Source organism: Streptomyces sp. NPDC086989 (genome assembly GCF_044745505.1).
GTDB lineage: Bacteria > Actinomycetota > Actinomycetes > Streptomycetales > Streptomycetaceae > Streptomyces.
Window position 1 is genome coordinate 207166 of sequence record NZ_JBIVAL010000006.1, and the last position, 20649, is coordinate 227814.

21 protein-coding genes and 1 pseudogene are annotated in these 20649 nt (G+C 72.8%); 19 read left to right on the forward strand and 3 right to left on the reverse strand.

The window, feature by feature from the left end; genetic code table 11:
• The first annotated feature begins 52 nt into the window (after window positions 1-52).
• From truA to glmM, 6 genes are all read left to right on the forward strand, one after another.
• Complete coding sequence (gene truA, locus ACIPK4_RS16540) at window positions 53-904, forward strand: tRNA pseudouridine(38-40) synthase TruA (RefSeq protein WP_054222525.1); 852 nt, start codon at window positions 53-55, stop codon at window positions 902-904.
• Window positions 905-948: 44 nt separating this feature from the next.
• The gene (locus tag ACIPK4_RS16545) at window positions 949-2577 is read left to right on the forward strand and encodes an ABC-F family ATP-binding cassette domain-containing protein (protein ID WP_376205199.1); all 1629 of its coding nucleotides are present in this window, start codon (window positions 949-951) and stop codon (window positions 2575-2577) included.
• Window positions 2578-2654: 77 nt separating this feature from the next.
• Window positions 2655-3953, forward strand: coding sequence for a glycosyltransferase family 87 protein (locus ACIPK4_RS16550; protein ID WP_402313252.1), 1299 nt, complete (start codon window positions 2655-2657; stop codon window positions 3951-3953).
• Between the two features lie 231 nt (window positions 3954-4184).
• Entirely contained in the window at window positions 4185-4628 is a 444-nt protein-coding gene (gene rplM / locus ACIPK4_RS16555) for a 50S ribosomal protein L13 (protein ID WP_030154717.1), read from the forward strand.
• A gap of 42 nt (window positions 4629-4670) precedes the next feature.
• Entirely contained in the window at window positions 4671-5186 is a 516-nt protein-coding gene (gene rpsI, locus ACIPK4_RS16560; RefSeq protein ID WP_030154718.1) for a 30S ribosomal protein S9, read from the forward strand.
• A 134-nt stretch (window positions 5187-5320) separates the two neighbouring features.
• Window positions 5321-6679 carry a phosphoglucosamine mutase gene (glmM, locus tag ACIPK4_RS16565; protein ID WP_054222523.1) on the forward strand — a complete coding sequence of 453 codons (1359 nt, stop codon included), beginning with the start codon at window positions 5321-5323 and terminating at the stop codon, window positions 6677-6679.
• Between the two features lie 102 nt (window positions 6680-6781).
• Here glmM and ACIPK4_RS16570 read toward each other — a convergent pair.
• Both ACIPK4_RS16570 and coaA read right to left on the reverse strand, forming a co-directional pair.
• Window positions 6782-7066: pseudogene (locus ACIPK4_RS16570) on the reverse strand (hypothetical protein); the annotation flags it as partial.
• A gap of 24 nt (window positions 7067-7090) precedes the next feature.
• Complete coding sequence (coaA, locus tag ACIPK4_RS16575; RefSeq protein ID WP_376198830.1) at window positions 7091-8083, reverse strand: type I pantothenate kinase; 993 nt, start codon at window positions 8081-8083, stop codon at window positions 7091-7093.
• 209 nt (window positions 8084-8292) lie between these two features.
• Between coaA and ACIPK4_RS16580 the strand changes: the two genes are divergently transcribed.
• The 9 genes from ACIPK4_RS16580 to ACIPK4_RS16620 all read left to right on the forward strand — a co-directional run bounded on the left by ACIPK4_RS16580 (window position 8293) and on the right by ACIPK4_RS16620 (window position 17228).
• The gene (locus ACIPK4_RS16580; protein ID WP_402313255.1) at window positions 8293-9096 is read left to right on the forward strand and encodes a hypothetical protein; all 804 of its coding nucleotides are present in this window, start codon (window positions 8293-8295) and stop codon (window positions 9094-9096) included.
• Between the two features lie 187 nt (window positions 9097-9283).
• Window positions 9284-9997 (forward strand): hypothetical protein, encoded by a 714-nt coding sequence (locus ACIPK4_RS16585; protein WP_402313257.1) that lies wholly within the window; start codon window positions 9284-9286, stop codon window positions 9995-9997.
• 160 nt (window positions 9998-10157) lie between these two features.
• Window positions 10158-12005: a glutamine--fructose-6-phosphate transaminase (isomerizing) gene (glmS, locus tag ACIPK4_RS16590; protein ID WP_402313258.1), complete on the forward strand. Its 1848-nt coding sequence runs from the start codon at window positions 10158-10160 to the stop codon at window positions 12003-12005.
• Between the two features lie 17 nt (window positions 12006-12022).
• Complete coding sequence (locus ACIPK4_RS16595) at window positions 12023-12391, forward strand: holo-ACP synthase (protein WP_385182442.1); 369 nt, start codon at window positions 12023-12025, stop codon at window positions 12389-12391.
• 35 nt (window positions 12392-12426) lie between these two features.
• On the forward strand, window positions 12427-13821 hold the full coding sequence (locus tag ACIPK4_RS16600) for an NAD(P)H-hydrate dehydratase (RefSeq protein ID WP_402313260.1): 1395 nt from the start codon (window positions 12427-12429) through the stop codon (window positions 13819-13821).
• Window positions 13822-13920: 99 nt separating this feature from the next.
• On the forward strand, window positions 13921-15057 hold the full coding sequence (alr, locus tag ACIPK4_RS16605) for an alanine racemase (RefSeq protein ID WP_402313262.1): 1137 nt from the start codon (window positions 13921-13923) through the stop codon (window positions 15055-15057).
• Window positions 15058-15075: 18 nt separating this feature from the next.
• The gene (locus tag ACIPK4_RS16610) at window positions 15076-16275 is read left to right on the forward strand and encodes an alpha/beta fold hydrolase (RefSeq protein ID WP_402313263.1); all 1200 of its coding nucleotides are present in this window, start codon (window positions 15076-15078) and stop codon (window positions 16273-16275) included.
• Window positions 16211-16789 (forward strand): tRNA (adenosine(37)-N6)-threonylcarbamoyltransferase complex ATPase subunit type 1 TsaE, encoded by a 579-nt coding sequence (gene tsaE, locus ACIPK4_RS16615; RefSeq protein WP_376198790.1) that lies wholly within the window; start codon window positions 16211-16213, stop codon window positions 16787-16789. Before ACIPK4_RS16610 ends, tsaE begins: the two co-directional genes overlap by 65 nt.
• A 253-nt stretch (window positions 16790-17042) precedes the next feature.
• Complete coding sequence (locus tag ACIPK4_RS16620) at window positions 17043-17228, forward strand: hypothetical protein (RefSeq protein WP_376198793.1); 186 nt, start codon at window positions 17043-17045, stop codon at window positions 17226-17228.
• A 69-nt stretch (window positions 17229-17297) separates the two neighbouring features.
• Here the strand turns inward: ACIPK4_RS16620 and ACIPK4_RS16625 are convergent, their stop codons facing one another.
• A complete protein-coding gene (locus ACIPK4_RS16625) occupies window positions 17298-17858 on the reverse strand; it encodes a hypothetical protein (RefSeq protein WP_054222515.1) in 561 nt (186 codons plus the stop codon).
• A 157-nt stretch (window positions 17859-18015) separates the two neighbouring features.
• Between ACIPK4_RS16625 and tsaB the strand changes: the two genes are divergently transcribed.
• Genes tsaB through ACIPK4_RS16645 form a run of 4 tightly spaced genes read left to right on the forward strand, consistent with a single transcriptional unit; the run spans window position 18016 to window position 20588 of the window.
• The gene (gene tsaB / locus ACIPK4_RS16630; RefSeq protein WP_402313265.1) at window positions 18016-18678 is read left to right on the forward strand and encodes a tRNA (adenosine(37)-N6)-threonylcarbamoyltransferase complex dimerization subunit type 1 TsaB; all 663 of its coding nucleotides are present in this window, start codon (window positions 18016-18018) and stop codon (window positions 18676-18678) included.
• Window positions 18675-19199: a ribosomal protein S18-alanine N-acetyltransferase gene (gene rimI, locus ACIPK4_RS16635; protein ID WP_054222513.1), complete on the forward strand. Its 525-nt coding sequence runs from the start codon at window positions 18675-18677 to the stop codon at window positions 19197-19199. The genes tsaB and rimI overlap by 4 nt, the downstream gene beginning before the upstream one ends.
• Window positions 19192-20316: a tRNA (adenosine(37)-N6)-threonylcarbamoyltransferase complex transferase subunit TsaD gene (gene tsaD / locus ACIPK4_RS16640; RefSeq protein ID WP_402313267.1), complete on the forward strand. Its 1125-nt coding sequence runs from the start codon at window positions 19192-19194 to the stop codon at window positions 20314-20316. Before rimI ends, tsaD begins: the two co-directional genes overlap by 8 nt.
• On the forward strand, window positions 20316-20588 hold the full coding sequence (locus ACIPK4_RS16645; RefSeq protein ID WP_054222511.1) for a hypothetical protein: 273 nt from the start codon (window positions 20316-20318) through the stop codon (window positions 20586-20588). Before tsaD ends, ACIPK4_RS16645 begins: the two co-directional genes overlap by 1 nt.
• Window positions 20589-20649 lie beyond the last annotated feature (61 nt).

Consider the following 20649-nt stretch of genomic DNA (forward strand, 5'->3'; position numbering starts at 1 on the left):
GGCGGGCCCGTTCTGCATTCGTTCAAAAGACGCAGCTGAGAGGATCTGTCACGTGAGTGACGAGGTGGAGCCCGGGCACGTCCGGGTACGGCTGGACCTGTCGTACGACGGCAAGGACTTCTCCGGCTGGGCGAAGCAGCGGACGCTGCGGACCGTGCAGGGCGAGCTGGAGTCCGCCCTGCAGACCGTGATGCGCCTGCCGTACCCGGTCGAGCTGACCGTCGCAGGGCGGACCGACGCGGGCGTGCACGCCCGCGGGCAGGTCGCCCAGTTCGACATCGCCGAGGAGGTGTGGGCCGAGCACCACGACAAGCTGCTGCGCCGCCTCGCCGGGCGCCTCCCGCACGACGTCCGCGTGTGGAGGGCCGCCGAGGCCCCGGAGGGTTTCAACGCCCGCTTCTCCGCCGTCTGGCGCCGCTACGCCTACCGCGTCGGCGACCACCAGGGCGGCGTCGACCCGCTGCGCCGCGGGCACGTGCTGTGGCACCAGTGGCCGCTGGACGTGGACGCCATGAACGAGGCCGCCGCCCCGCTGCTCGGCGAGCACGACTTCGCCGCGTACTGCAAGAAGCGCGAGGGCGCCACGACCATCCGCACCCTCCAGCAGCTCAGCTGGGAGCGCGCCGAGGACGGGATCGTGACCGCCACCGTCCGGGCCGACGCCTTCTGCCACAACATGGTCCGGTCGTTGGTCGGCGCCCTGCTCCACGTCGGCGACGGCCACCGGCCCACCGACTGGCCGGGGAAGGTCCTGCGGGCCGCCGTACGGGACTCCTCGGTGCACGTCGTGAAGCCGCACGGGCTCACCCTGGAGGAGGTCGGCTACCCGGCGGACGAGCTGCTGGCCGCCCGCAGCAAGGAGGCGCGGAACATGCGCACCCTGCCCGGCAAGGGCTGCTGCTGACCGCGCGCTAATCCGTTTGGGCCGACGGGCGCCGGGCCTGGACAATGCCCGGCATGGGACATCTCGAAGCCAGCCACCTGGAGTACTACCTTCCCGACGGGCGGGTCCTGCTCCCCGACGTCTCCTTCCGCGTGGGGGAGGGGTCGGTCGTCGCCCTGGTCGGGGCGAACGGGGCCGGCAAGACCACGTTGCTGAAGCTGATCTCCGGCGAGCTCCAGCCGCACGGCGGCTCGGTCGCCGTCAGCGGCGGCCTCGGCGTGATGTCGCAGTTCGTGGGCTCCGTACGGGACGAGACCACGGTCCGGGACCTGCTGGTGTCCGTGGCCCAGCCGCGGATCCGGGAGGCCGCCAAGGCCGTCGACCACGCCGAGCACCTGATCATGACGGTGGACGACGAGGCCGCGCAGATGGCGTACGCGCAGGCGCTCAGCGACTGGGCGGACGTCCAGGGGTACGAGGCGGAGACCCTGTGGGACGTCTGCACCATGGCCGCGCTGGCCATCCCGTACGACAAGGCGCAGTTCCGCGAGGTGCGCACGCTCTCCGGCGGTGAGCAGAAGCGGCTCGTCCTGGAGGCGCTGCTGCGCGGGCCGGACGAGGTGCTGCTGCTCGACGAGCCCGACAACTACCTGGACGTCCCCGGCAAGCGGTGGCTGGAGGAGCAGCTGCGGGCAACCCGCAAGACGGTGTTGTTCATCAGCCACGACCGGGAGCTGCTGTCGCGGGCCGCGCAGAAGATCGTGGCGGTGGAACCCGGCCCGGACGGCTCCGACGTCTGGGTGCACGGCGGTGGCTTCGACACCTTCCACGAGGCCCGGCGCGAGCGCTTCGCCCGCTTCGAGGAGCTGAAGAAGCGCTGGGAGGAGAAGCACGCCCAGCTGAAGAAGCTGGTCGTCACGCTGCGGCAGGCGGCCGCGGTCAGCCACGAGATGGCCTCCCGGTACGCGGCCGCGCAGACCCGGCTGAGGAAGTTCGAGGAGGCCGGCCCGCCGCCGGAGCCGCCGCGCGAGCAGGAGATCCGGATGCGGCTCAAGGGCGGGCGGACCGGCGTGCGGGCGCTGACCGTGGAGAACCTGGAGCTGACCGGCCTGATGAAGCCGTTCTCCCTGGAGGTCTTCTACGGGGAGCGGGTCGGCGTCCTCGGTTCCAACGGCTCCGGGAAGTCGCACTTCCTGCGGCTGCTGGCCGGTGAGGACGTCAAGCACACGGGCACCTGGAAGCTGGGCGCGCGCGTGGTCCCCGGCCACTTCGCGCAGACCCACGCCCACCCGGAACTGTTCGGGCGGACCCTCGTCGACATCCTGTGGTCCGAGTGCGCAAAGGACCGGGGCGCGGCGATGTCCGTGCTGCGCCGCTACGAGCTGGAGCGCCAGGGCGACCAGCCGTTCGAGAAGCTGTCGGGCGGCCAGCAGGCGCGGTTCCAGATCCTGCTGCTGGAGCTGGCCGGCACCACGGCGCTGCTGCTGGACGAGCCGACGGACAACCTGGACCTGGAGTCCGCGGAGGCGCTCCAGGAGGGCCTGGAGTCGTACGAGGGCACTGTGCTGTGCGTCACGCACGACCGGTGGTTCGCGCGGACATTTGACCGTTTCCTGGTCTTCGGCTCGGACGGTGTCGTACGAGAGACTCAGGAACCCGTGTGGGACGAACGCAGGGTCGAGCGGAAGCGCTGAGCGGGCTTCGGCCCTCGGTCGTAGGGTCGAGCGGAAGCGCTGGGGGGAGTGCCCCCGAGCGGTGATCGGGAGGCGTTGTGCGGCTGCGGCCTGGTGACTGGCTCAGGGGACGGGACACCGTACGGGGTCCCTCGGCCGGGCACCGGCCGGTGGACTGGCTGCTGCGGCCCGCGTCCGGGCCCTGGCACGCGGTGGCGCTGGCCGTGGTGCTCGGCATCGCGGTCTCCACCAGCCTGCGGGAGAACTGGGGCTCGGACAACGCCTTCGTGGTCAAGGCCGCACAGACGCTGCTGGAGGGCGGGTCCCCGTACGAGGACAAGCGGTTCCTCTACCTGCCGAGCGCCGTGATCATGGCCGTGCCCGAGGCGCTGCTGCCGCAGCCGGTGCTGCGCTGGGTGCTCCCCCTGGCGATGTCCGCCCTGCTGGCCGTCGGCTGGTGGGCCGCGCTGCGGCTGTTCTCGGTGCCGGCGCGCTCCCGGTTCGCGGTCGGCGGGTTCGCCGCGCTGGCCCTGGCCTACAAGCCGTACGTGAACCTCGTGCTGATCGGCAACTGGACCGCCATCTCGGCGGCCGCGCTGCCCGTGGCGCTGCTGTTCGCGCACCGGCGGTCCTGGGTCGCGGCGGGGCTGGTGGTGGGGCTGGCCATCGCCTGCAAGCCCATGCTGGTGCCGATCGGGCTGCTCTTCGTACTGGCCCGGCGGTGGCGCGGACTGGCCGTGGCCGTGCTGGTGCCGCTCGGCCTCTCCCTGCTCGGGGCGCTGATGATGCCGAGCCCGACGCTGTTCGTCACCAAGACGCTGCCGTTCCTGCTCCAGGGGCAGGACGCGTACGCGCTGCCCTGGGACGCCTCGCCGATCGCGGTGCTGCCGCGGCTGGGGGTGCCGGAGCCCGTCGCGGTGCTGCTCGCGGGGGCGGGGGCGCTGGGCGGACTGGTCGCGGCGTGGCGGCGGTGGCGGCGTACGGACGGCCCGGGGGACGGGGACGGGGGAGAGCTGCGGCTCGCGGAGACCGCCTGCATGGTGATGCTCGCCGCATTCCTGGTCTCGCGGCCGTCCTTCGACCACTACCTGCTGGTGGTGCTTCCGCTGCTGCTGGCCTCGGCGGTGCGGCCGGGCTCGATGCCCCGCTCGCCCTGGTTCTGGCTGGCCCTGACGCCCCAGGTGGCGCTGGTGCCGTGGCCCTCCGAGCTGGCCCACAAGCGGCGCGCCTTCAAGGACTGCGCCACCCTGTGCGGACTGGCGATCATGCTGGCGCGTCGTGCACTGCGCTCCGGTCGGGTTATTCTGGAGCCCGTAACAACTGCGGGGTCCCCACCCAGGACCGAACCGGAGTGCGCCGCGACGCCAGCAGAATCGGCATCGCGGACCGCGTTTTGACCCGTACGGGTCTGCTTGGGTATCCTGCTGGTTTGTTATGCGTATTGGCTTTCTCATTCTCACGTGAAAGGGCCTTACGCCGGTCCACCGGACCGATGACCAGCGGTTCACACGGGTTGCGTCCCCGATGTGAACGAGGGCTGTCGTGATCGTCCGTGGTGACCCTGTCAGGACCTTCCCGTGGGGCTTGCGCCCCTGGGATACCACCACTGAAGAAGCGAAGGCATACGCGTGCGTACGTTCAGCCCCAAGCCCGGCGACATCTCGCGCCAGTGGCTCGTCATCGACGCCCAGGACGTAGTCCTCGGCCGTCTGGCGACCCAGGCCGCTGCCCTCCTGCGGGGCAAGCACAAGCCGACCTATGCGCCCCACATGGACATGGGTGACTTCGTCGTCATCATCAACGCCGACAAGGTGCACCTGTCGGGCAACAAGGCGTCCCAGAAGATGGCGTACCGCCACTCCGGCTTCCCGGGCGGTCTCCGCTCCGTGCGCTACGACGACCTCCTGGCGAACAACCCGGAGAAGGCCGTCGAGAAGGCCGTCAAGGGCATGCTCCCCAAGAACACCCTGGGCCGTCAGATGCTCTCGAAGCTGAAGGTCTACTCGGGCGACCAGCACCCCCACGCTGCCCAGCAGCCGGTGCCGTTCGAGATCACCCAGGTCGCGCAGTAGTTCCGGCCACCCCCTAAGACGTAGAAAATTCTGAGGAGCATCGTGGCCGAGACCACCGCCGAGACCCCCGTCGAAGAGTTCGAGGGCGTCGAGGAGTACACCACCGAGTCTGAGGTCGTCGTCGAGGGCGACTACACCTCCGAGTCCCTTGCCGGCCGCTTCGGCGACCCGCAGCCGGCCGCCGGCCTGGGCCGTCGCAAGAACGCCATCGCCCGCGTCCGGATCGTTCCGGGTACCGGCAAGTGGAAGATCAACGGTCGCACCCTTGAGGACTACTTCCCCAACAAGGTGCACCAGCAGGAAGTCAACGAGCCGTTCAAGCTCCTCGAGCTCGACGGTCGCTACGACATCATCGCCCGCATCGCGGGTGGCGGCGTCTCCGGTCAGGCCGGCGCCCTGCGCCTCGGCGTGGCCCGTGCCCTGAACGAGGCCGACGTCGACAACAACCGCCCGGCGCTGAAGAAGGCCGGCTTCCTTTCCCGCGACGACCGTGCGGTCGAGCGCAAGAAGGCCGGTCTCAAGAAGGCCCGTAAGGCTCCGCAGTACAGCAAGCGTTAATCTGCGCCTGCTGTTCAGCAACAAACCGCCCCGGCAGCACTCTCCGTGCTGCCGGGGCGGTTCGTTTACCGCCACAAGCGGCAAATACATGTCACAAGCGGTCACAAACGAAGCGTGAACTCGGGAGGACAACGGTGGGACAACTCTTCGGGACGGACGGTGTACGCGGCGTCGCCAATGCGGATCTGACGGCTGAGCTCGCGCTCGGTCTCTCCGTGGCGGCCGCCCACGTACTCGCGGAGGCGGGCACCTTCGCGGGCCACCGGGCGACCGCGGTCGTCGGGCGCGACCCCCGTGCCTCCGGCGAATTCCTGGAGGCCGCAGTCGTCGCGGGCCTCGCGAGCGCGGGGGTGGACGTCCTGCGCGTCGGTGTGCTGCCCACCCCGGCGGTGGCGTATCTCACCGGTGCGCTGGGCGCCGACCTCGGCGTGATGCTCTCGGCCAGCCACAATGCGATGCCGGACAACGGGATCAAGTTCTTCGCCCGGGGCGGCCACAAGCTCGCCGACGAGCTCGAGGACCGCATCGAGGCCGTCTACGACGAGCACCGCACCGGCGCCCCCTGGGACCGCCCGACCGGCGCCGGCGTCGGCCGCGTCTCCGACTACGACGAGGGCTTCGACAAGTACGTCGCCCACCTCATCGGGGTCCTCCCCAACCGCCTCGACGGGCTCAAGATCGTCTTGGATGAGGCGCACGGAGCGGCCGCCCGCGTCTCGCCCGAGGCCTTCACCCGGGCGGGTGCCGAGGTCGTCACCATCGGCGCCGAGCCGGACGGCCTCAACATCAACGACGGCTGCGGCTCCACGCACCTGGGTCTCCTCAAGCAGGCCGTCGTCGAGCACGGCGCCGACCTCGGCATCGCGCACGACGGCGACGCGGACCGCTGCCTCGCGGTGGACGCCTCGGGCGCCGAGGTCGACGGCGACCAGATCCTGGCTGTGCTGGCCCTGGCCATGCGCGAGGCGGGCTCCCTGCGCGGCAACACCGTCGTCGGCACCGTGATGTCCAACCTCGGCTTCAAGCTGGCCATGGAGGGCGAGGGCATCGAGGTCGTGCAGACCGGCGTCGGCGACCGGTACGTCCTGGAGTCGATGAAGGAGCACGGCTACGCGCTCGGCGGCGAGCAGTCCGGGCACGTGATCATCCTCGACCACGCCACCACCGGCGACGGCACGCTCACCGGCCTGATGCTGGGGGCGCGCGTCGCGGCGACCGGCCGCTCGCTGGCCGAGCTCGCGGGTGTCATGCAGCGGCTGCCGCAGGTGCTGGTCAACGTCCCCGACGTGGACAAGTCCCGGGTCAAGACCTCCGCGGAGCTGGCCGCGGCCGTCGCCGATGCCGAGCGCGAGCTGGGCACCACCGGCCGGGTACTGCTCCGTCCGTCCGGTACCGAGCCGCTCGTACGGGTGATGGTCGAGGCCGCCGACATCGAGCAGGCCCGCGCGGTCGCGGGGCGTCTCGCGGACGTCGTGAAGTCGGCCCTCGGCTGAGACCGGGCCCCGGCCCCGGACCGCGTACGGCCCCGCCCCCCCGCTGCCCGGGGAGGACGGGGCCGGCGCGTTTCCGGGGGCCGCGCCCGGGCTGCGCGGGGCCGCGCCCGGGCTGCGTCCGGGGTCGTGCCGGGGCTGCGTCCGGGACGGCGACAGGTCGATGTTCTCGACGGCGATCGGGCCGTCCCGCTCGACGCCCAGCTCCCGGAGCGCGTGCAGCAGCTCGTCCCCGGCCTCCCGGGCCACGTCACACAGCACGAGGTCGCCGCGCGGTTCGCGGGCGGCCCGCGGCAGTACGACCGGATGGGTGGTGCCGACCGTCGATTCGATGGCCGAGACCACGGCTTCGGTCCGGTCGGCCGGGGTGATCAGCCGGAGGTGCAGCAGGGCCGCACCCTGGCCGCGAGGGGATCAGAGCTTGCGCAGGCTGAGCTTCTGCACCTTGTGGTCCGGGCCCTTGCGCACGACGAGCGTCGCGCGGCCGCGCGTGGGGGCGACGTTCTCCAGGAGGTTGGGCTTGTTGATCGTGCGCCACATGGTCTGCGCGTACTCCATGGCCTCCTCCTCGGAGACCTGGGTGTACTTGCGGAAGTAGGAGAAAGGATTCTGGAAGGCGGTCTCGCGCAGCTTCCGGAACCGGTTGAGGTACCAGCGCTCGATGTCCTCGGGCCGGGCGTCCACGTACACGCTGAAGTCGAAGTAGTCGGCGAGCGCGACGCGCGTACGGCCGTCCTTGCCGGGCAGGGCCGGCTGGAGCACGTTGAGCCCCTCGACGATCAGGATGTCCGGGCGGCGTACGACGAGCTTCTCGCCGGGGACGATGTCGTAGATCAGGTGCGAGTAGACAGGGGCGCTGACCTCGTCCTTGCCCGCCTTGATGTCCGCGACGAAGCGGGTGAGCGCGCGCCGGTCGTACGACTCGGGGAAGCCTTTGCGGGAGGTCAGCCCGCGCCGCTGGAGCTCCTTCATCGGGTAGAGGAAGCCGTCGGTGGTGACCAGCTCCACCCGCGGGTGCTCCGGCCAGCGGGCCAGCAGCGCCTGGAGCAGTCGGGCCACGGTGGACTTGCCGACGGCGACGGACCCGGCGACCCCTATGACGAAGGGGGTGCCCTGCTGGGCGCCGTGTCCGTTGCCGGCGTCGCCGAGGAAGGTGTTGAGGGTGCCGCGCAGGTTGCTGGTGGCGCCGACGTAGAGGTTGAGGAGGCGGGAGAGCGGGAGGTAGACGTCCCGGACCTCGTCGAGGTCGATGACGTCGCCGAGACCGCGCAGCCGCTCGACCTCGTCGGCCGTCAGGGGGAGCGGGGTGCGCTCGCGCAGCGCGCTCCACTCGGCGCGGGTGAGGTCGACGTACGGGGAGACCTCGGCCCGGCGGTGGGGTCGCTCGGGCCGGTCGGGGCGCTCCATCGCGCTGTCCGGCGTGCTTCGTGGCGGCGAAGTGATCACAGGGCCATTGTCGTGGCTCGGCGGCGGTTGTGGGTGGTGTGGTCGGTCACGTGCGGGGGCCGTCACACCCGCTGCGTACTGTGGGGAGCACCGCGGCGCCCGCGGGGGCACCCTGCAGGTGTCGCGCGCGCCGCCTTTCACACGCTCATTTCCTGTGGGGGGAAAACACCGTGCGCGCTGCGCTGCTCCGTCGTACCGTCCTGACCGCCTCGGCCGCGTCCCTGGCCCTGCTCGCAGGTGCCTGCGGGCCGGACGCGGGCGGGTCCGACACTGGTGGCACGGCCGGGGCCGGGCCGTCCGCGGCCGCGTCGACTCCGGCGGCCCCGCCGGCCAAGGGGAAGACGGACGCCGAGCTCTCCGCCCTCCTCGTCACGCAGGCGGACCTGCCCGATCTCACGGTCACGCCCGTGGCTGCCGACGCCGCCAAAGCGGCGGCGGGGGCCGCGGCGAAGCTCGTCAGCGACGTGTCCGAGTGCCTCCCGGGGCTCCGGGCGATGGTGGGGGCGCCGATCGGCACGCCCACGGGCACGGCCGTCACCACGACCCTCAGCAAGGCGAGGCCCGCGTACTCGGGCGCCACGGAGGAGGAGAAGGAGCTGGCGGCCCTGAACGTGACGCAGACGGAGGTGTCCCTGTACTCGTACGACGGCGAGGGCGCGCGGGAGGCCTTCCGGTCCTTCGAACGCGCGGGCCTCGCCTGCAGGCAGGGCTTCACACCCTCGGGCTTCGAGGGGCTCGGGCTGAACCTCGGGTACACGCAGGTGAAGGGCAGCGCGAAGGTCGCGGCGGGGGACGAATCGCAGTCGCACCTGCTGGTGATGGAGACGGAGGGGGCCGCGCCGGGCCGGATGACACTGGAGCTCGTCGTCGTGCGCCGGGCCAACACCCTCGCGGTCTTCGTCGGAGAGAGCCCGAGCACCACGGCCGAGCAGCCGAAGGAGGTCGTGGCGGCGCAGGCCGGGAAGCTCGGCTGACGCCTCCGGGCGGCCTGCGCGCCGGACGGGCCGGCCCGGGTGGATCTCACCCCGGTCACGATCGGGGGCGCGCGGGGGAAATGGTTCGGGCTTGATCGGTTCGGACCGTAGATTTGCCGGTCGAGGCGGCTCGGCGGGGACCGGCGCCGCCGTTTTCGTTCGTCGTGTTTTTCGGGGGAGACCTTTCGTGCGCAGCACCCTTGTCCGCCGTACCGTCCTGACCGCTTCCGCGGCGTCCCTGGCCCTGCTGGCCACCGCCTGCGGCTCCGACAAGGCGGACGACAAGAAGGCCGACGCCAAGCCGTCCGCCGCCGCCTCCGCCCCGGCCGCACCCGCGGCCAAGGGCACGACGGATGCCGAGGTCACGGCCCTGGTCGTCACCCAGGCGGACCTGTCGGACCAGATCGTCTCCGCCGAGGGCGTCGCCAAGGCCGCCCAGGCCGGGGTCACGGTCGACAAGGCCGAGTGCACGCCGCTGATGCAGGCCCAGTCGGGCCAGAAGGTGGGCGCCGCGACCGGCATCGGCCGTACGACGACCAAGGCCAAGCCGAAGGAGGCGGCCGCCGACGCCTCGCCCGAGGACAAGCTGAAGGCGGGCCTGGAAGCGCTCGGCTCCACGCAGACGCTGGTCAGCGTCGAGTCGTACGACGCGAAGGGCGCCGAGGAGGCCTTCGCCTCCCTCAAGACCGCGGCCGCGGCCTGCTCCGGCGGCTTCACGGTCACCGAGGGCGGCGAGAAGGTCAAGTACCTCGACGTCAAGCCGGGCGCCGCCGTCACCGCCGGGGACGAGGCCGCGGCCTTCACCCTGACCATGGACCTGGACGACGGCGAGAAGTCCGTCAACCACTCGTCATGGCGCGCAAGGGCAACGTCCTGGCCACCTTCTACGCCTTCGGCGTGACGGCCGAGCAGCCCAAGACCGTGATCGACGCCCAGGTCAAGAAGCTCGGCTGAGTCCGGCCGGATAGGCCGTCAACCCCGCTCCGGCACATGCGCCGGGGCGGGGTTTCGTCTTGTTCACGTACCGGACTGACGGCCCATCACGGCGTACGCTGCGCCGTATGTGCGGAATTGTGGGTTACGTGGGAGCGCAGTCAGCGCTCGATGTGGTCATCGCCGGACTCAAGCGGCTGGAGTACCGCGGCTACGACTCGGCGGGGGTCGCCGTGCTCGCCGACGGGGAGCTCGCCGCCACCAAGAAGGCCGGAAAACTGGTCAATCTGGAGAAGGAGCTGGTCGGGCATCCGCTGCCGGCCGGTTCCACCGGGCTCGGGCACACCCGCTGGGCGACCCACGGCGGGCCCACCGACGTCAACGCCCACCCGCACCTCGACAACGCGGGCCGGGTGGCCGTCGTGCACAACGGCATCATCGAGAACTTCGCCGCGCTGCGCGCCGAACTGGCCGAGCGCGGGCACCGGTTGGAGTCCGAGACGGACACCGAGGTCGTCGCCCACCTGCTGGCCGAGCGTTTCGACGCGTGCGGGGACCTCGCGGAGGCCATGCGGCAGGTGTGCCGCCGCCTGGAGGGGGCGTTCACCCTGGTCGCGGTGCACGCGGACGCGCCGGACGTCGTGGTCGGCGCCCGCCGGAACTCCCCGCTGGTCGTGGGTGTCGGGGAGGGGGAGAACTTCCTCGCCTCGGACGTGGCCGCGTTCATCGCCCACACCCGGTCCGCGATCGAGCTGGGGCAGGACCAGGTCGTCGAGCTGCGCCGGGACGGGGTCACGGTGACCGACTTCGGCGGTGCGCCCGCGACCGTGCGGGCGTACCACGTGGACTGGGACGCCTCGGCAGCCGAGAAGGGGGGGTACGACTACTTCATGCTCAAGGAGATCGCCGAGCAGCCGAAGGCTGTCGCGGACACCCTCCTGGGCAGGATCGACGCGAGCGGCTCGCTGTCCCTGGACGAGGTGCGCATCCCCGTCTCGGTGCTCAGGGAGGTCGACAAGGTCGTGGTCGTGGCGTGCGGTACGGCGTACCACGCGGGCATGATCGCGAAACTGGCCATCGAGCACTGGACCCGCATCCCGTGCGAGACGGAGCTGGCGAGCGAGTTCCGCTACCGCGACCCGATCCTGGACCAGCGGACGCTGGTGGTCGCGATCTCGCAGTCCGGCGAGACCATGGACACCCTGATGGCGCTGCGCCACGCACGCGAGCAGGGCGCCAGGGTGCTGGCCATCTGCAACACGAACGGGTCGACGATCCCGCGCGAATCGGACGCGGTGCTGTACACGCACGCCGGTCCGGAGGTCGCCGTCGCCTCGACCAAGGCGTTCCTGACGCAGCTGGTGGCCTGCTACCTGGTCGCCCTGTACCTCGGGCAGGTCCGCGGCACCAAGTGGGGCGACGAGATCCAGGCGGTGATCCGCGAGCTGTCGGACATCGCCGCGGCCGTGGACACCGTCCTGGAGACGATGGAGCCGGTACGCGCACTCGCGCGCTCCCTCGCCGAGAAGAACACCGTGCTGTTCCTCGGACGGCACGTGGGCTACCCGGTGGCGCTGGAGGGCGCGCTCAAGCTCAAGGAGCTGGCGTACATGCACGCCGAGGGCTTCGCCGCGGGCGAGCTCAAGCACGGCCCGATCGCCCTGATCGAGAAGGACCTGCCGGTGGTGGTGGTCGTGCCGTCGCCGCGCGGGCGCTCCGTGCTGCACGACAAGATCGTGTCGAACATCCAGGAGATCCGGGCGCGCGGGGCGCGGACCATCGTGATCGCGGAGGAGGGCGACGAGGCGGTCGTCCCGTACGCCGACCACCTGATCCGGATCCCGGCGACCCCGACGCTGCTCCAGCCGCTGGTGGCGACCGTGCCGCTGCAGGTCTTCGCGTGCGAGCTGGCGACCGCGCGCGGGAACGAGGTGGACCAACCGCGTAACCTCGCGAAGTCGGTGACCGTGGAGTAGCGAAGCGAGTTGGCGTTGTGATTATCGGTGTGGGGATCGATGTTGCCGAGATCGAGCGGTTCGGGGCGTCGCTGGCGCGTACGCCGCAACTGGCCGAGCGGCTGTTCGTCGACTCCGAACTGACGCTGCCGAGCGGCGAGCGGCGCGGAACCGCCTCGCTCGCCGCCCGGTTCGCGGCCAAGGAGGCCCTCGCCAAGGCGCTGGGCGCGCCCGGCGGCATGCTGTGGACGGACGCCGAGGTGTACGTCGAGGAGACCGGTCAGCCGCGGGTGCGGGTGTCGGGGACGGTCGCGGCCAGGGCGCAGGCGCTGGGCGTGAAGTCCTGGCACGTCTCGCTGAGCCACGACGCGGGCATCGCCTCCGCCGTGGTGATCGCCGAGGGATAGGCCGCCTCCGCGGGGTTTTCGGGCAGGCTGGTGCCATGCGTACTGCTTACAGCGTGGAGACCGTACGGGCCGCCGAGCGGGAGCTGATGGCCCGGCTGCCGGAGGGCGCCCTGATGCAGCGGGCGGCGGCGGGGCTGGCCGCCGTCTGCGCGGGGCTGCTGCGCCGGGTGTACGGGGCGCGCGTGGTGCTGCTCGTCGGGCCCGGGGACAACGGCGGCGACGCGCTGTACGCGGGGGCCCGGCTGGCCCGGCGCGGCGCCGGGGTGACGGCGGTGCCGATGGATCCGGAGCGGGTGCACACGGGCGGGCTGCGGGCGCTGCTGGCCGCCGGGGGCCGCGTGGAGCAGGGCGTTCCCGGCCGGGCCGACCTCGTACTGGACGGACTCGTCGGCATCGGCGGGCGCGGCGGGCTGCGGCCGGCCGCGGCGGCGCTGGTGGAGCGGATCCCGGCCGGCGCCGTCGTCGTCGCGGTGGACCTGCCGAGCGGGGTCGACGCCGACACCGGCGAGGTGGCCGGGGCCGCGGTGCGGGCCGACGTCACGGTGACGTTCGGGGCGTACAAGCCGGGGCTGCTGATCGACCCGGGGGCCTCGCGCACGGGCGCGCTGCGCCTGGTGGACATCGGCCTGTCGCTGCCGGAGCCGGACGCGGAGGCGCTGCAGCACGCCGACGTCGCGGCCCTGCTACCGGAGCCGGAGGCGTCGAGCGACAAGTACCGGCGGGGCGTGGTCGGCGTCGTCGCCGGCTCGGTGCAGTACCCGGGCGCGGCGGTGCTCGCCGTCGCGGGGGCGCTGCGCGGCGGCGCCGGGGCGGTGCGTTACGTCGGGCCCGCGGCGGACGCGGTGCTGGCGCGGTTCCCCGAGACGCTGATCGGGCGGGGCCGGGTGCAGGCGTGGGTGGTCGGTCCGGGGCTGGGGGAGGGCCGGGCGGCGGAGGTCGGGCAGGCCCTGGCGGACCCGGTGCCGGTGCTGGTGGACGCGGACGGGCTGCGCGGGCTGGACCCGCGGGTGCTGCGGGCCCGGCCGGCCGAGACCCTGCTCACCCCGCACGCGGGGGAGGCGGCGGCGCTGTTGGGCGTGGACCGGCAGTCGGTGGAGTCGGCCCGGCTGTCGTCCGTACGGTCCCTGGCGGCGCAGTACGGGGCGACGGCCCTGCTGAAGGGCTCGACGACGCTGGTGTCGCACGGCGGCGGCCCCGTCCGGGTCAACCCGACGGGAACCCCGTGGCTGGCGACGGCGGGCAGTGGTGACGTCCTGTCGGGCCTGGCGGGCTCCCTGCTGGCCTCCGGCCTGCCGGCGCGCGACGCCGCCTCGGCCGCGGCGTACCTGCACGGTCTGGCGGGGCGCCGGGCGGCCTCCGGGGCACCGCTGCTCGCCCAGCAGATCGCGGAGTCCCTGCCGGAGGCGTGGCGCGGTATCCGCCGTCCCTGAGGTGACATTGATATGCCATCAGGGGTAAATAGTCCGGTATGCCCCGTGTGGGCGACGGTCGCGCAGGCCGCGCGGCCCGGCTCTGAGAGACTGGGGGCGATGAACGAGACACCGACGCGCGTGTACGCCGAGATCGATCTTGACGCCGTACGGGCGAACGTACGCGCACTGCGCGCGCGGGCGCCCCGTGCCGAGCTGATGGCCGTCGTCAAGGCGGACGGCTATGGCCACGGTGCGGTCCCCTGCGCCCGCGCGGCGCAGGACGCCGGTGCCACCTGGCTCGGAACCGCCACCCCCGAAGAGGCGCTCGCCCTGCGCGCCGCCGGGATCGGCGGCCGGATCATGTGCTGGCTGTGGACCCCCGGCGGGCCCTGGCAGGCGGCCGTCGAGGCCGACCTGGACATCTCCGTCAGCGCGATGTGGGCCCTCGACGAGGTCCGCAAGGCCGCGCACGCCGCCGGCCGCCCGGCCAGGATCCAGCTCAAGGCCGACACCGGCCTGGGACGGGCCGGCTGCCAGCCCGCCGACTGGGCCGAGCTCGTCGGCGCGGCCGTCGCCGCCCAGGCCGAGGGCACCGTCCGGATCACCGGCCTGTGGTCCCACTTCGCCTGCGCCGACGAGCCGGGCCACCCCTCCGTCCCGCTCCAGCTGGCCGCCTTCCGCGACATGCTGGCGTACGCCGAGAAGGAGGGCGTGGAGCCCGAGGTCCGGCACATCGCCAACTCGCCCGCGACCCTGACCCTGCCGGAGAGCCACTACGACCTCGTGCGCTGCGGCCTCGCCCTCTACGGCGTGTCCCCGGCCCCCGAGCTCGGCACCTCCGAGGAGCTCGGCCTGCGGCCCGCGATGACCCTCAAGGCGTCCGTCGCCCTGGTCAAGACCGTGCCCCCGGGCCACGGGGTGAGCTACGGACACCACTACGTCACCGAGGCCGAGACGAACCTCGCCCTCATCCCCGCCGGGTACGCCGACGGCATCCCCCGGCACGCCTCCGGCCGCGGCCCCGTCAGCATCGGCGGCAAGGTCCGCCGGGTCGCCGGCCGCGTCGCCATGGACCAGTTCGTCGTCGACCTCGGCGACGACCTGGTGCGGGCCGGCGACGAGGCCGTCCTCTTCGGCCCCGGCGAACACGGCGAGCCCACCGCCGAGGACTGGGCTCAAGCGGCACACACCATCGCCTATGAGATCGTCACCCGTATCGGGGTGCGCGTTCCTCGGGTCTACCGCAACGGCTGAGGGCTGAGTGAGGACGGCGTGAGCGAGAACTGGCGCAAAGCCGGCTGGGCCGGCGCCGCGATCGGCGTGATAGCCGCAGGCGCGGCCGCCGGCGTCGCGGTCGAACGGATCACCGTCGGGCGCGGCGTGCGCCGCAAGGCGCGCCTCGCGCTCGACGCCACCGGGGACTACGGCTCGCTGCGCGGGACCGCGGGCGCCTGCTACGCCGAGGACGGCACCGAGCTCTACTACGAGGTCGACGAGCCGCCCGAGGGCCCGAAGAAGCGGGCCCGGCTGCGCCGCAAGGACCCGGCCGCACCGACCGTCGTGTTCTGCCACGGCTACTGCCTCGCCCAGGACTCCTGGCACTTCCAGCGCGCCGCCCTGCGCGGACTGGTCCGCTCCGTGTACTGGGACCAGCGCAGCCACGGCCGCAGCGCACGCGGATTCGCCCAGGCCGACGGCGAGCGCGTGACCATCGACCAGCTCGGCCGCGACCTGAAGACCGTCATCGACGCCGCCGCACCCGAGGGTCCGCTGGTCCTGGTGGGCCACTCCATGGGCGGCATGACGATCATGGCGCTGGCCGAGCAGTTCCCCGAGCTGATCGGCGACCGGGTGGTCGGCGTCGCCCTGGTCGGCACCTCCAGCGGCCACCTCGACCAGGTCACGTACGGGCTGCCCTCCGTCGGCATGGGGGCCGTCCGCCGGATCCTGCCGCCCGTGCTCAAGGCGCTCGGCTCACAGGTGGAACTCGTGGAGAAGGGCCGCCGGGCCACCGCCGACCTCTTCGCCGGCATGATCAAGATGTACTCGTTCGGTGCCCCCCGCGAGGTCGACCCGGGCGTCGCCCGCTTCGCCGAACGGCTCATCGAGGCCACCCCGATCGACGTGGTCGCCGAGTTCTACCCGGCCTTCCAGATCCACGACAAGAGCGCCGCCCTCCAGCGGTTCGCCGACATCCCCGTCACCGTCATCGGCGGCGACCGCGACATGGTCACGCCGGCCGCGCACAGCCAGGCCATCAAGGACGCGCTGCCGGCCGCCGAGCTCGTGGTCCTGGAATCCGCCGGGCACCTGATGATGCTGGAGTACCCCGACACGGTGACCGCCCTGCTGACCGAGCTGCTGGCGCGCACCGGGGCGGTGCCCGCAGCGACTAACGTTGGCGGGCATGGAAGAAGTACCGCTGGAAGCGCCGCGAGCACCACACCGTCAGGCACCGCGGCAGGCAACTGAGCCGGCCGACGCCGAGGCGCGCATCACCGTCGACTCGCCCGAGGCCATGCAGGAGCTGGGCCGCACCCTCGCCGGCCTGCTCCGCCCCGGCGACCTCGTCCTGCTGACGGGCGAGCTCGGCGCGGGCAAGACCACGCTGACCCGGGGCCTGGGCGAGGGGCTGGGCGTACGGGGCGCCGTGACCTCGCCGACCTTCGTGATCGCCCGGGTCCACCCCTCGCTGCGCGGCGGGCCGGCACTGGTCCACGTCGACGCGTACCGGCTCGGCGGCGGGCTGGACGAGATGGAGGACCTGGACCTCGACGTCTCGCTGCCCGAGTCCGTGGTCGTCGTGGAATGGGGCGACGGCAAGGTCGAGGAGCTCTCCGACGACCGGCTGCACGTGGTGATCGCGCGGGCGGTCGGCCACGAAGAGGTCCTGGACGACGTACGGGAGGTCTCCGTGCGCGGGATCGGGGCGCGCTGGTCGGCGCCGGACGCCCTGGCCGCGCTGTCCGCGTCCCCGGCGCGCTAGGCCCTGTCGTCAAACTGCCGTCTGCCCCGCGACGCCTGGCACGCGCTCTCGCCGCACCGGGCGAAAGCCAAGTACGTCCAGTACGCGACAGGGCCTAGCCGCGGGGGAGCGGCGCGTCCGCGGCTAGCCACGGGAAGACGTACCGACAACTCGTCGGCAAGATATTGCGCCGATGGAGTCGCACGTGGTCACATGGTACCGAGGGCTGGTTAGGCCTACCTAAGTACGGGCCGGCCCGAGCCAGGAGGCAGCCATGTCCGCAGCAGGAGTGCAGCGTGACCCCCGCCCGTCCGTGGTGTCCGTGGGGGCGCTGCTCGCCGCGGGCGCAGCCGCCACGGCCGTCTCGACGCCGCCGGTGCGCGAACACGCCCCGGACGCCTCCCGGGCCCCGGGGCCCGACGTACGCGAACAGGCCGCCCCGGAGTGCGAGGCGGCCTGAGGGCCCGGACGTGCCGTAGTCCGTACGGGTGAATCCGCGGGAGGCGCCGACCGGCGGCGCGCCACGAGGTCAGGGGACGACGACGACCTTGGAGTTGATCGTCGCGAAGGCCCACATCGCATCGCCGTCGGCCCGCGTCATGCGGATGCCGCCGGTCTTCTTGTTCGCGTCGGGCTCCGGCATCTGGCCGTCCACCCGGGCGCTGAACCCGACCACGACACCGTCCGCGGTGGCGAAGCGCACGACGTGCTCGATCGGCACCCCGTCCGAGCCGGTGACCGCGCCCGAGCGCGAGTTCACCAGGTACGTGCCCGGCTTCGGGTGCGCCGTGCTGGGCTTGACCGCGAAGGACTTCGGCTCCTGCCCGCCCTCGCCGACCAGCCACACCCGCTTCAGGCTCACCGAGTACACGACCCGCGAGCCGGTGCCCGACGCGTTCGGCACCGCCACGGGCTTCGCCTCGTCGCCCGCGTGCGCGGACGGGACGGGGGAGGGGGCCGCCGCCGGCGGCGGGGCCGCCTTGGCGGGGTGCGCGGGCGCGGACGCGGAGGCCTGGTACCCGAGGAAGCCGACGACGGCGAGCGCCGCCACGGTGAGCCCGGCCACGATTCCCGAGCTGCTGCGTGCCACCTTGCTCCACCTCTCCCGTGCTTCCCCGGTGCCGGAGCGCCGCCCGGGCAGCCTGCCCCGGCCCGGACCCCGGCCCATACCTGGGTCGAAGGTAGCAGCCGGGCCGCCCCGCGACCGGCCGCGAGGGCCCGGGCCACCGGAGTCGTAGGCTGTTCGCGTGCTCTTGCTCGCTGTAGATACCGCCACCCCCGCCGTCACCGTCGCCCTGCACGACGGCGAGTCCGTCCTCGCCGAGTCGAACCAGGTCGACGCCCGCCGCCACGGGGAGTTGCTGCTGCCCTCCGTCGACAAGGTCCTGGCCGAGGCCGGGCTGAAGCTCGACGCCCTCACCGGCATCGTCGTCGGCGTCGGCCCCGGCCCCTACACCGGGCTGCGCGTCGGCCTCGTCACCGCCTCCACCTTCGCCACGGTGCTCGGCATCCCCGTGCACGGCCTGTGCACCCTCGACGGCCTCGCGTACGCCGCGGAGGCCGCCGGGATCGAGGGCCCCTTCACCGTCGCCACCGACGCACGGCGCAAGGAGGTCTACTGGGCCCGGTACGAGGACCCGCGCACACGCGTCGGCGAGCCCGCCGTGGACCGCCCGGCCGACATCGCCGAGCAGGTCGCCGGCCTGCCCGCCGTGGGCCAGGGCGCGCTCCTGTACCCGGACGTCTTCACCGACGCGCGGGCCCCGGAGCACCAGAGCGCCGCCGCCCTCGCCTCCCTGGCCGTGGAACGGCTCGCGGCCGGACAGGAGTTCCTGCCCCCGACGCCGCTCTACCTGCGCCGGCCCGACGCGCAGGTGCCCAAGAACTACAAGGTGGTCACCCCGCAGTGACCTCAGCGACCGCAGTGCTCCGCGAGATGCGCTGGTGGGACATCGAGCCCGTGCTGGAACTGGAGCACGAGCTGTTCCCCGAGGACGCCTGGTCCGCGGGCATGTTCTGGTCCGAGCTCGCCCACGCCCGCGGCCCGCACGCCACCCGCCGCTACGTCGTCGCCGAGGAGCCCGGGAGCGGCCGCATCGTCGGCTACGCCGGGCTGGCCGCCGCCGGCGACCTGGCCGACGTACAGACCATCGCGTCCGCGCGCGACCAGTGGGGGACCGGGCTCGGTGCCCGGCTCCTGACCGACCTGCTGCGCGCCGCCACCGCCTTCGAGTGCGCCGAGGTGCTCCTGGAGGTCCGGGTGGACAACACCCGCGCCCAGAAGCTCTACGAGCGCTTCGGCTTCGAGCCGATCGGCTTCCGGCGGGGCTACTACCAGCCCGGCAACGTCGACGCGCTCGTGATGCGCCTTTCCGATCCCGCTAGCTCCGTCACCGCAGACGGACCCGTACAAGGTGAGACCCATGGCTGACGAACCCCTCGTCCTCGGCATCGAGACCTCCTGCGACGAGACCGGCGTCGGCGTGGTCCGCGGCACGACCCTGCTGGCGGACGCGATCGCCTCCAGCGTCGACGAGCACGCCCGCTTCGGCGGCGTCGTGCCCGAGGTCGCCTCCCGCGCGCACCTGGAGGCGATGGTCCCGACCATCGACCGCGCCCTGAAGGAGGCCGGCGTCAGCGCCCGCGACCTCGACGGCATCGCCGTCACGGCGGGCCCCGGCCTCGCGGGGGCCCTGCTGGTGGGCGTCTCGGCGGCCAAGGCGTACGCGTACGCCCTCGGCAAGCCGCTGTACGGGGTCAACCACCTGGCCTCCCACATCTGCGTGGACCAGCTGGAACACGGCCCGCTGCCGGAACCGACCATGGCGCTGCTGGTGTCCGGCGGTCACTCCTCGCTGCTGCTCGCCCCGGACATCACCTCCGACGTACGGCCGCTCGGCGCGACCATCGACGACGCGGCGGGCGAGGCCTTCGACAAGATCGCGCGCGTGCTCCAGCTGGGCTTCCCCGGCGGCCCGGTCATCGACCGGCTCGCGAAGGAGGGCGACCCCAGGGCGATCAACTTCCCGCGCGGACTGACCGGCCCGCGGGACGCGGCGTACGACTTCTCCTTCTCCGGCCTCAAGACGGCCGTCGCCCGCTGGATCGAGGCGAAGCGGAACGCGGGCGAGGAGGTGCCGGTGCGCGACGTCGCGGCGTCCTTCCAGGAGGCCGTGGTCGACGTGCTGACGCGCAAGGCGATCCGGGCGTGCAAGGACGAGGGCGTCGACCACCTGATGATCGGCGGCGGCGTGGCGGCCAACTCCCGGCTGCGCTCGCTGGCGCAGGAGCGGTGCGACGACGCGGGGATCGTCCTGCGGGTGCCGCGGCCGAAGCTGTGCACGGACAACGGCGCGATGGTCGCGGCGCTGGGCGCCGAGATGGTCAGGCGGAACCGGCCGGCCTCGGACTGGGACCTGTCGGCGGACTCCTCGCTGCCGGTGACGGACCCGCACGTGCCGGGCACCGCCCACGCCCACGCCCACGGCCACGCACACGGTCACGACCACGACCACGTGCACGAGCTGAGCAAGGACAACCTGTACTGATGAGCACCGTCGCACTGATGTGGGAGGCCCGGGCCGCCGAGGGCCGGGGCAACGAGCTGCTGGAGTGGGCCCGTTCGCAGGTGCTGGCGCGCGAGCCCGTGCGCCGCGAACTGCTGCGGGCCCCGCAGGACCGGGTGCTGGTCGTCACCTGGTGGGAGGCGGCCGAGGGCGTGGCGGCCGAACTGCCCGAACTCCCCGAGCCGGCCGCCGACCTGATCACCCGTCCGGTGCACCGCTGGCGGTTCGAGTCCGTGGAGACCAGCGGGAGTTGACGCACGAGGCCCGCTCCAGCCCCTCCGGAGCGGGCCTGTGGCCGCAGGCGGATATCGTCAT

Excerpts from the sequence above, each read along its gene's own strand:
- coaA (WP_376198830.1), bottom strand. The coding sequence starts at position 8,083 with ATGGAGCGCCCCGACCGGCCCGAGCGACCCCACCGCCGGGCCGAGGTC.
- ACIPK4_RS16645 (WP_054222511.1), top strand. The coding sequence starts at position 20,316 with ATGAGCACCGTCGCACTGATGTGGGAGGCCCGGGCCGCCGAGGGCCGG.
- ACIPK4_RS16545 (WP_376205199.1), top strand. The coding sequence starts at position 949 with ATGCCCGGCATGGGACATCTCGAAGCCAGCCACCTGGAGTACTACCTT.
- ACIPK4_RS16620 (WP_376198793.1), top strand. The coding sequence starts at position 17,043 with ATGTCCGCAGCAGGAGTGCAGCGTGACCCCCGCCCGTCCGTGGTGTCC.
- glmS (WP_402313258.1), top strand. The coding sequence starts at position 10,158 with ATGTGCGGAATTGTGGGTTACGTGGGAGCGCAGTCAGCGCTCGATGTG.
- alr (WP_402313262.1), top strand. The coding sequence starts at position 13,921 with ATGAACGAGACACCGACGCGCGTGTACGCCGAGATCGATCTTGACGCC.
- tsaE (WP_376198790.1), top strand. The coding sequence starts at position 16,211 with ATGGAAGAAGTACCGCTGGAAGCGCCGCGAGCACCACACCGTCAGGCA.
- ACIPK4_RS16600 (WP_402313260.1), top strand. The coding sequence starts at position 12,427 with ATGCGTACTGCTTACAGCGTGGAGACCGTACGGGCCGCCGAGCGGGAG.
- tsaD (WP_402313267.1), top strand. The coding sequence starts at position 19,192 with ATGGCTGACGAACCCCTCGTCCTCGGCATCGAGACCTCCTGCGACGAG.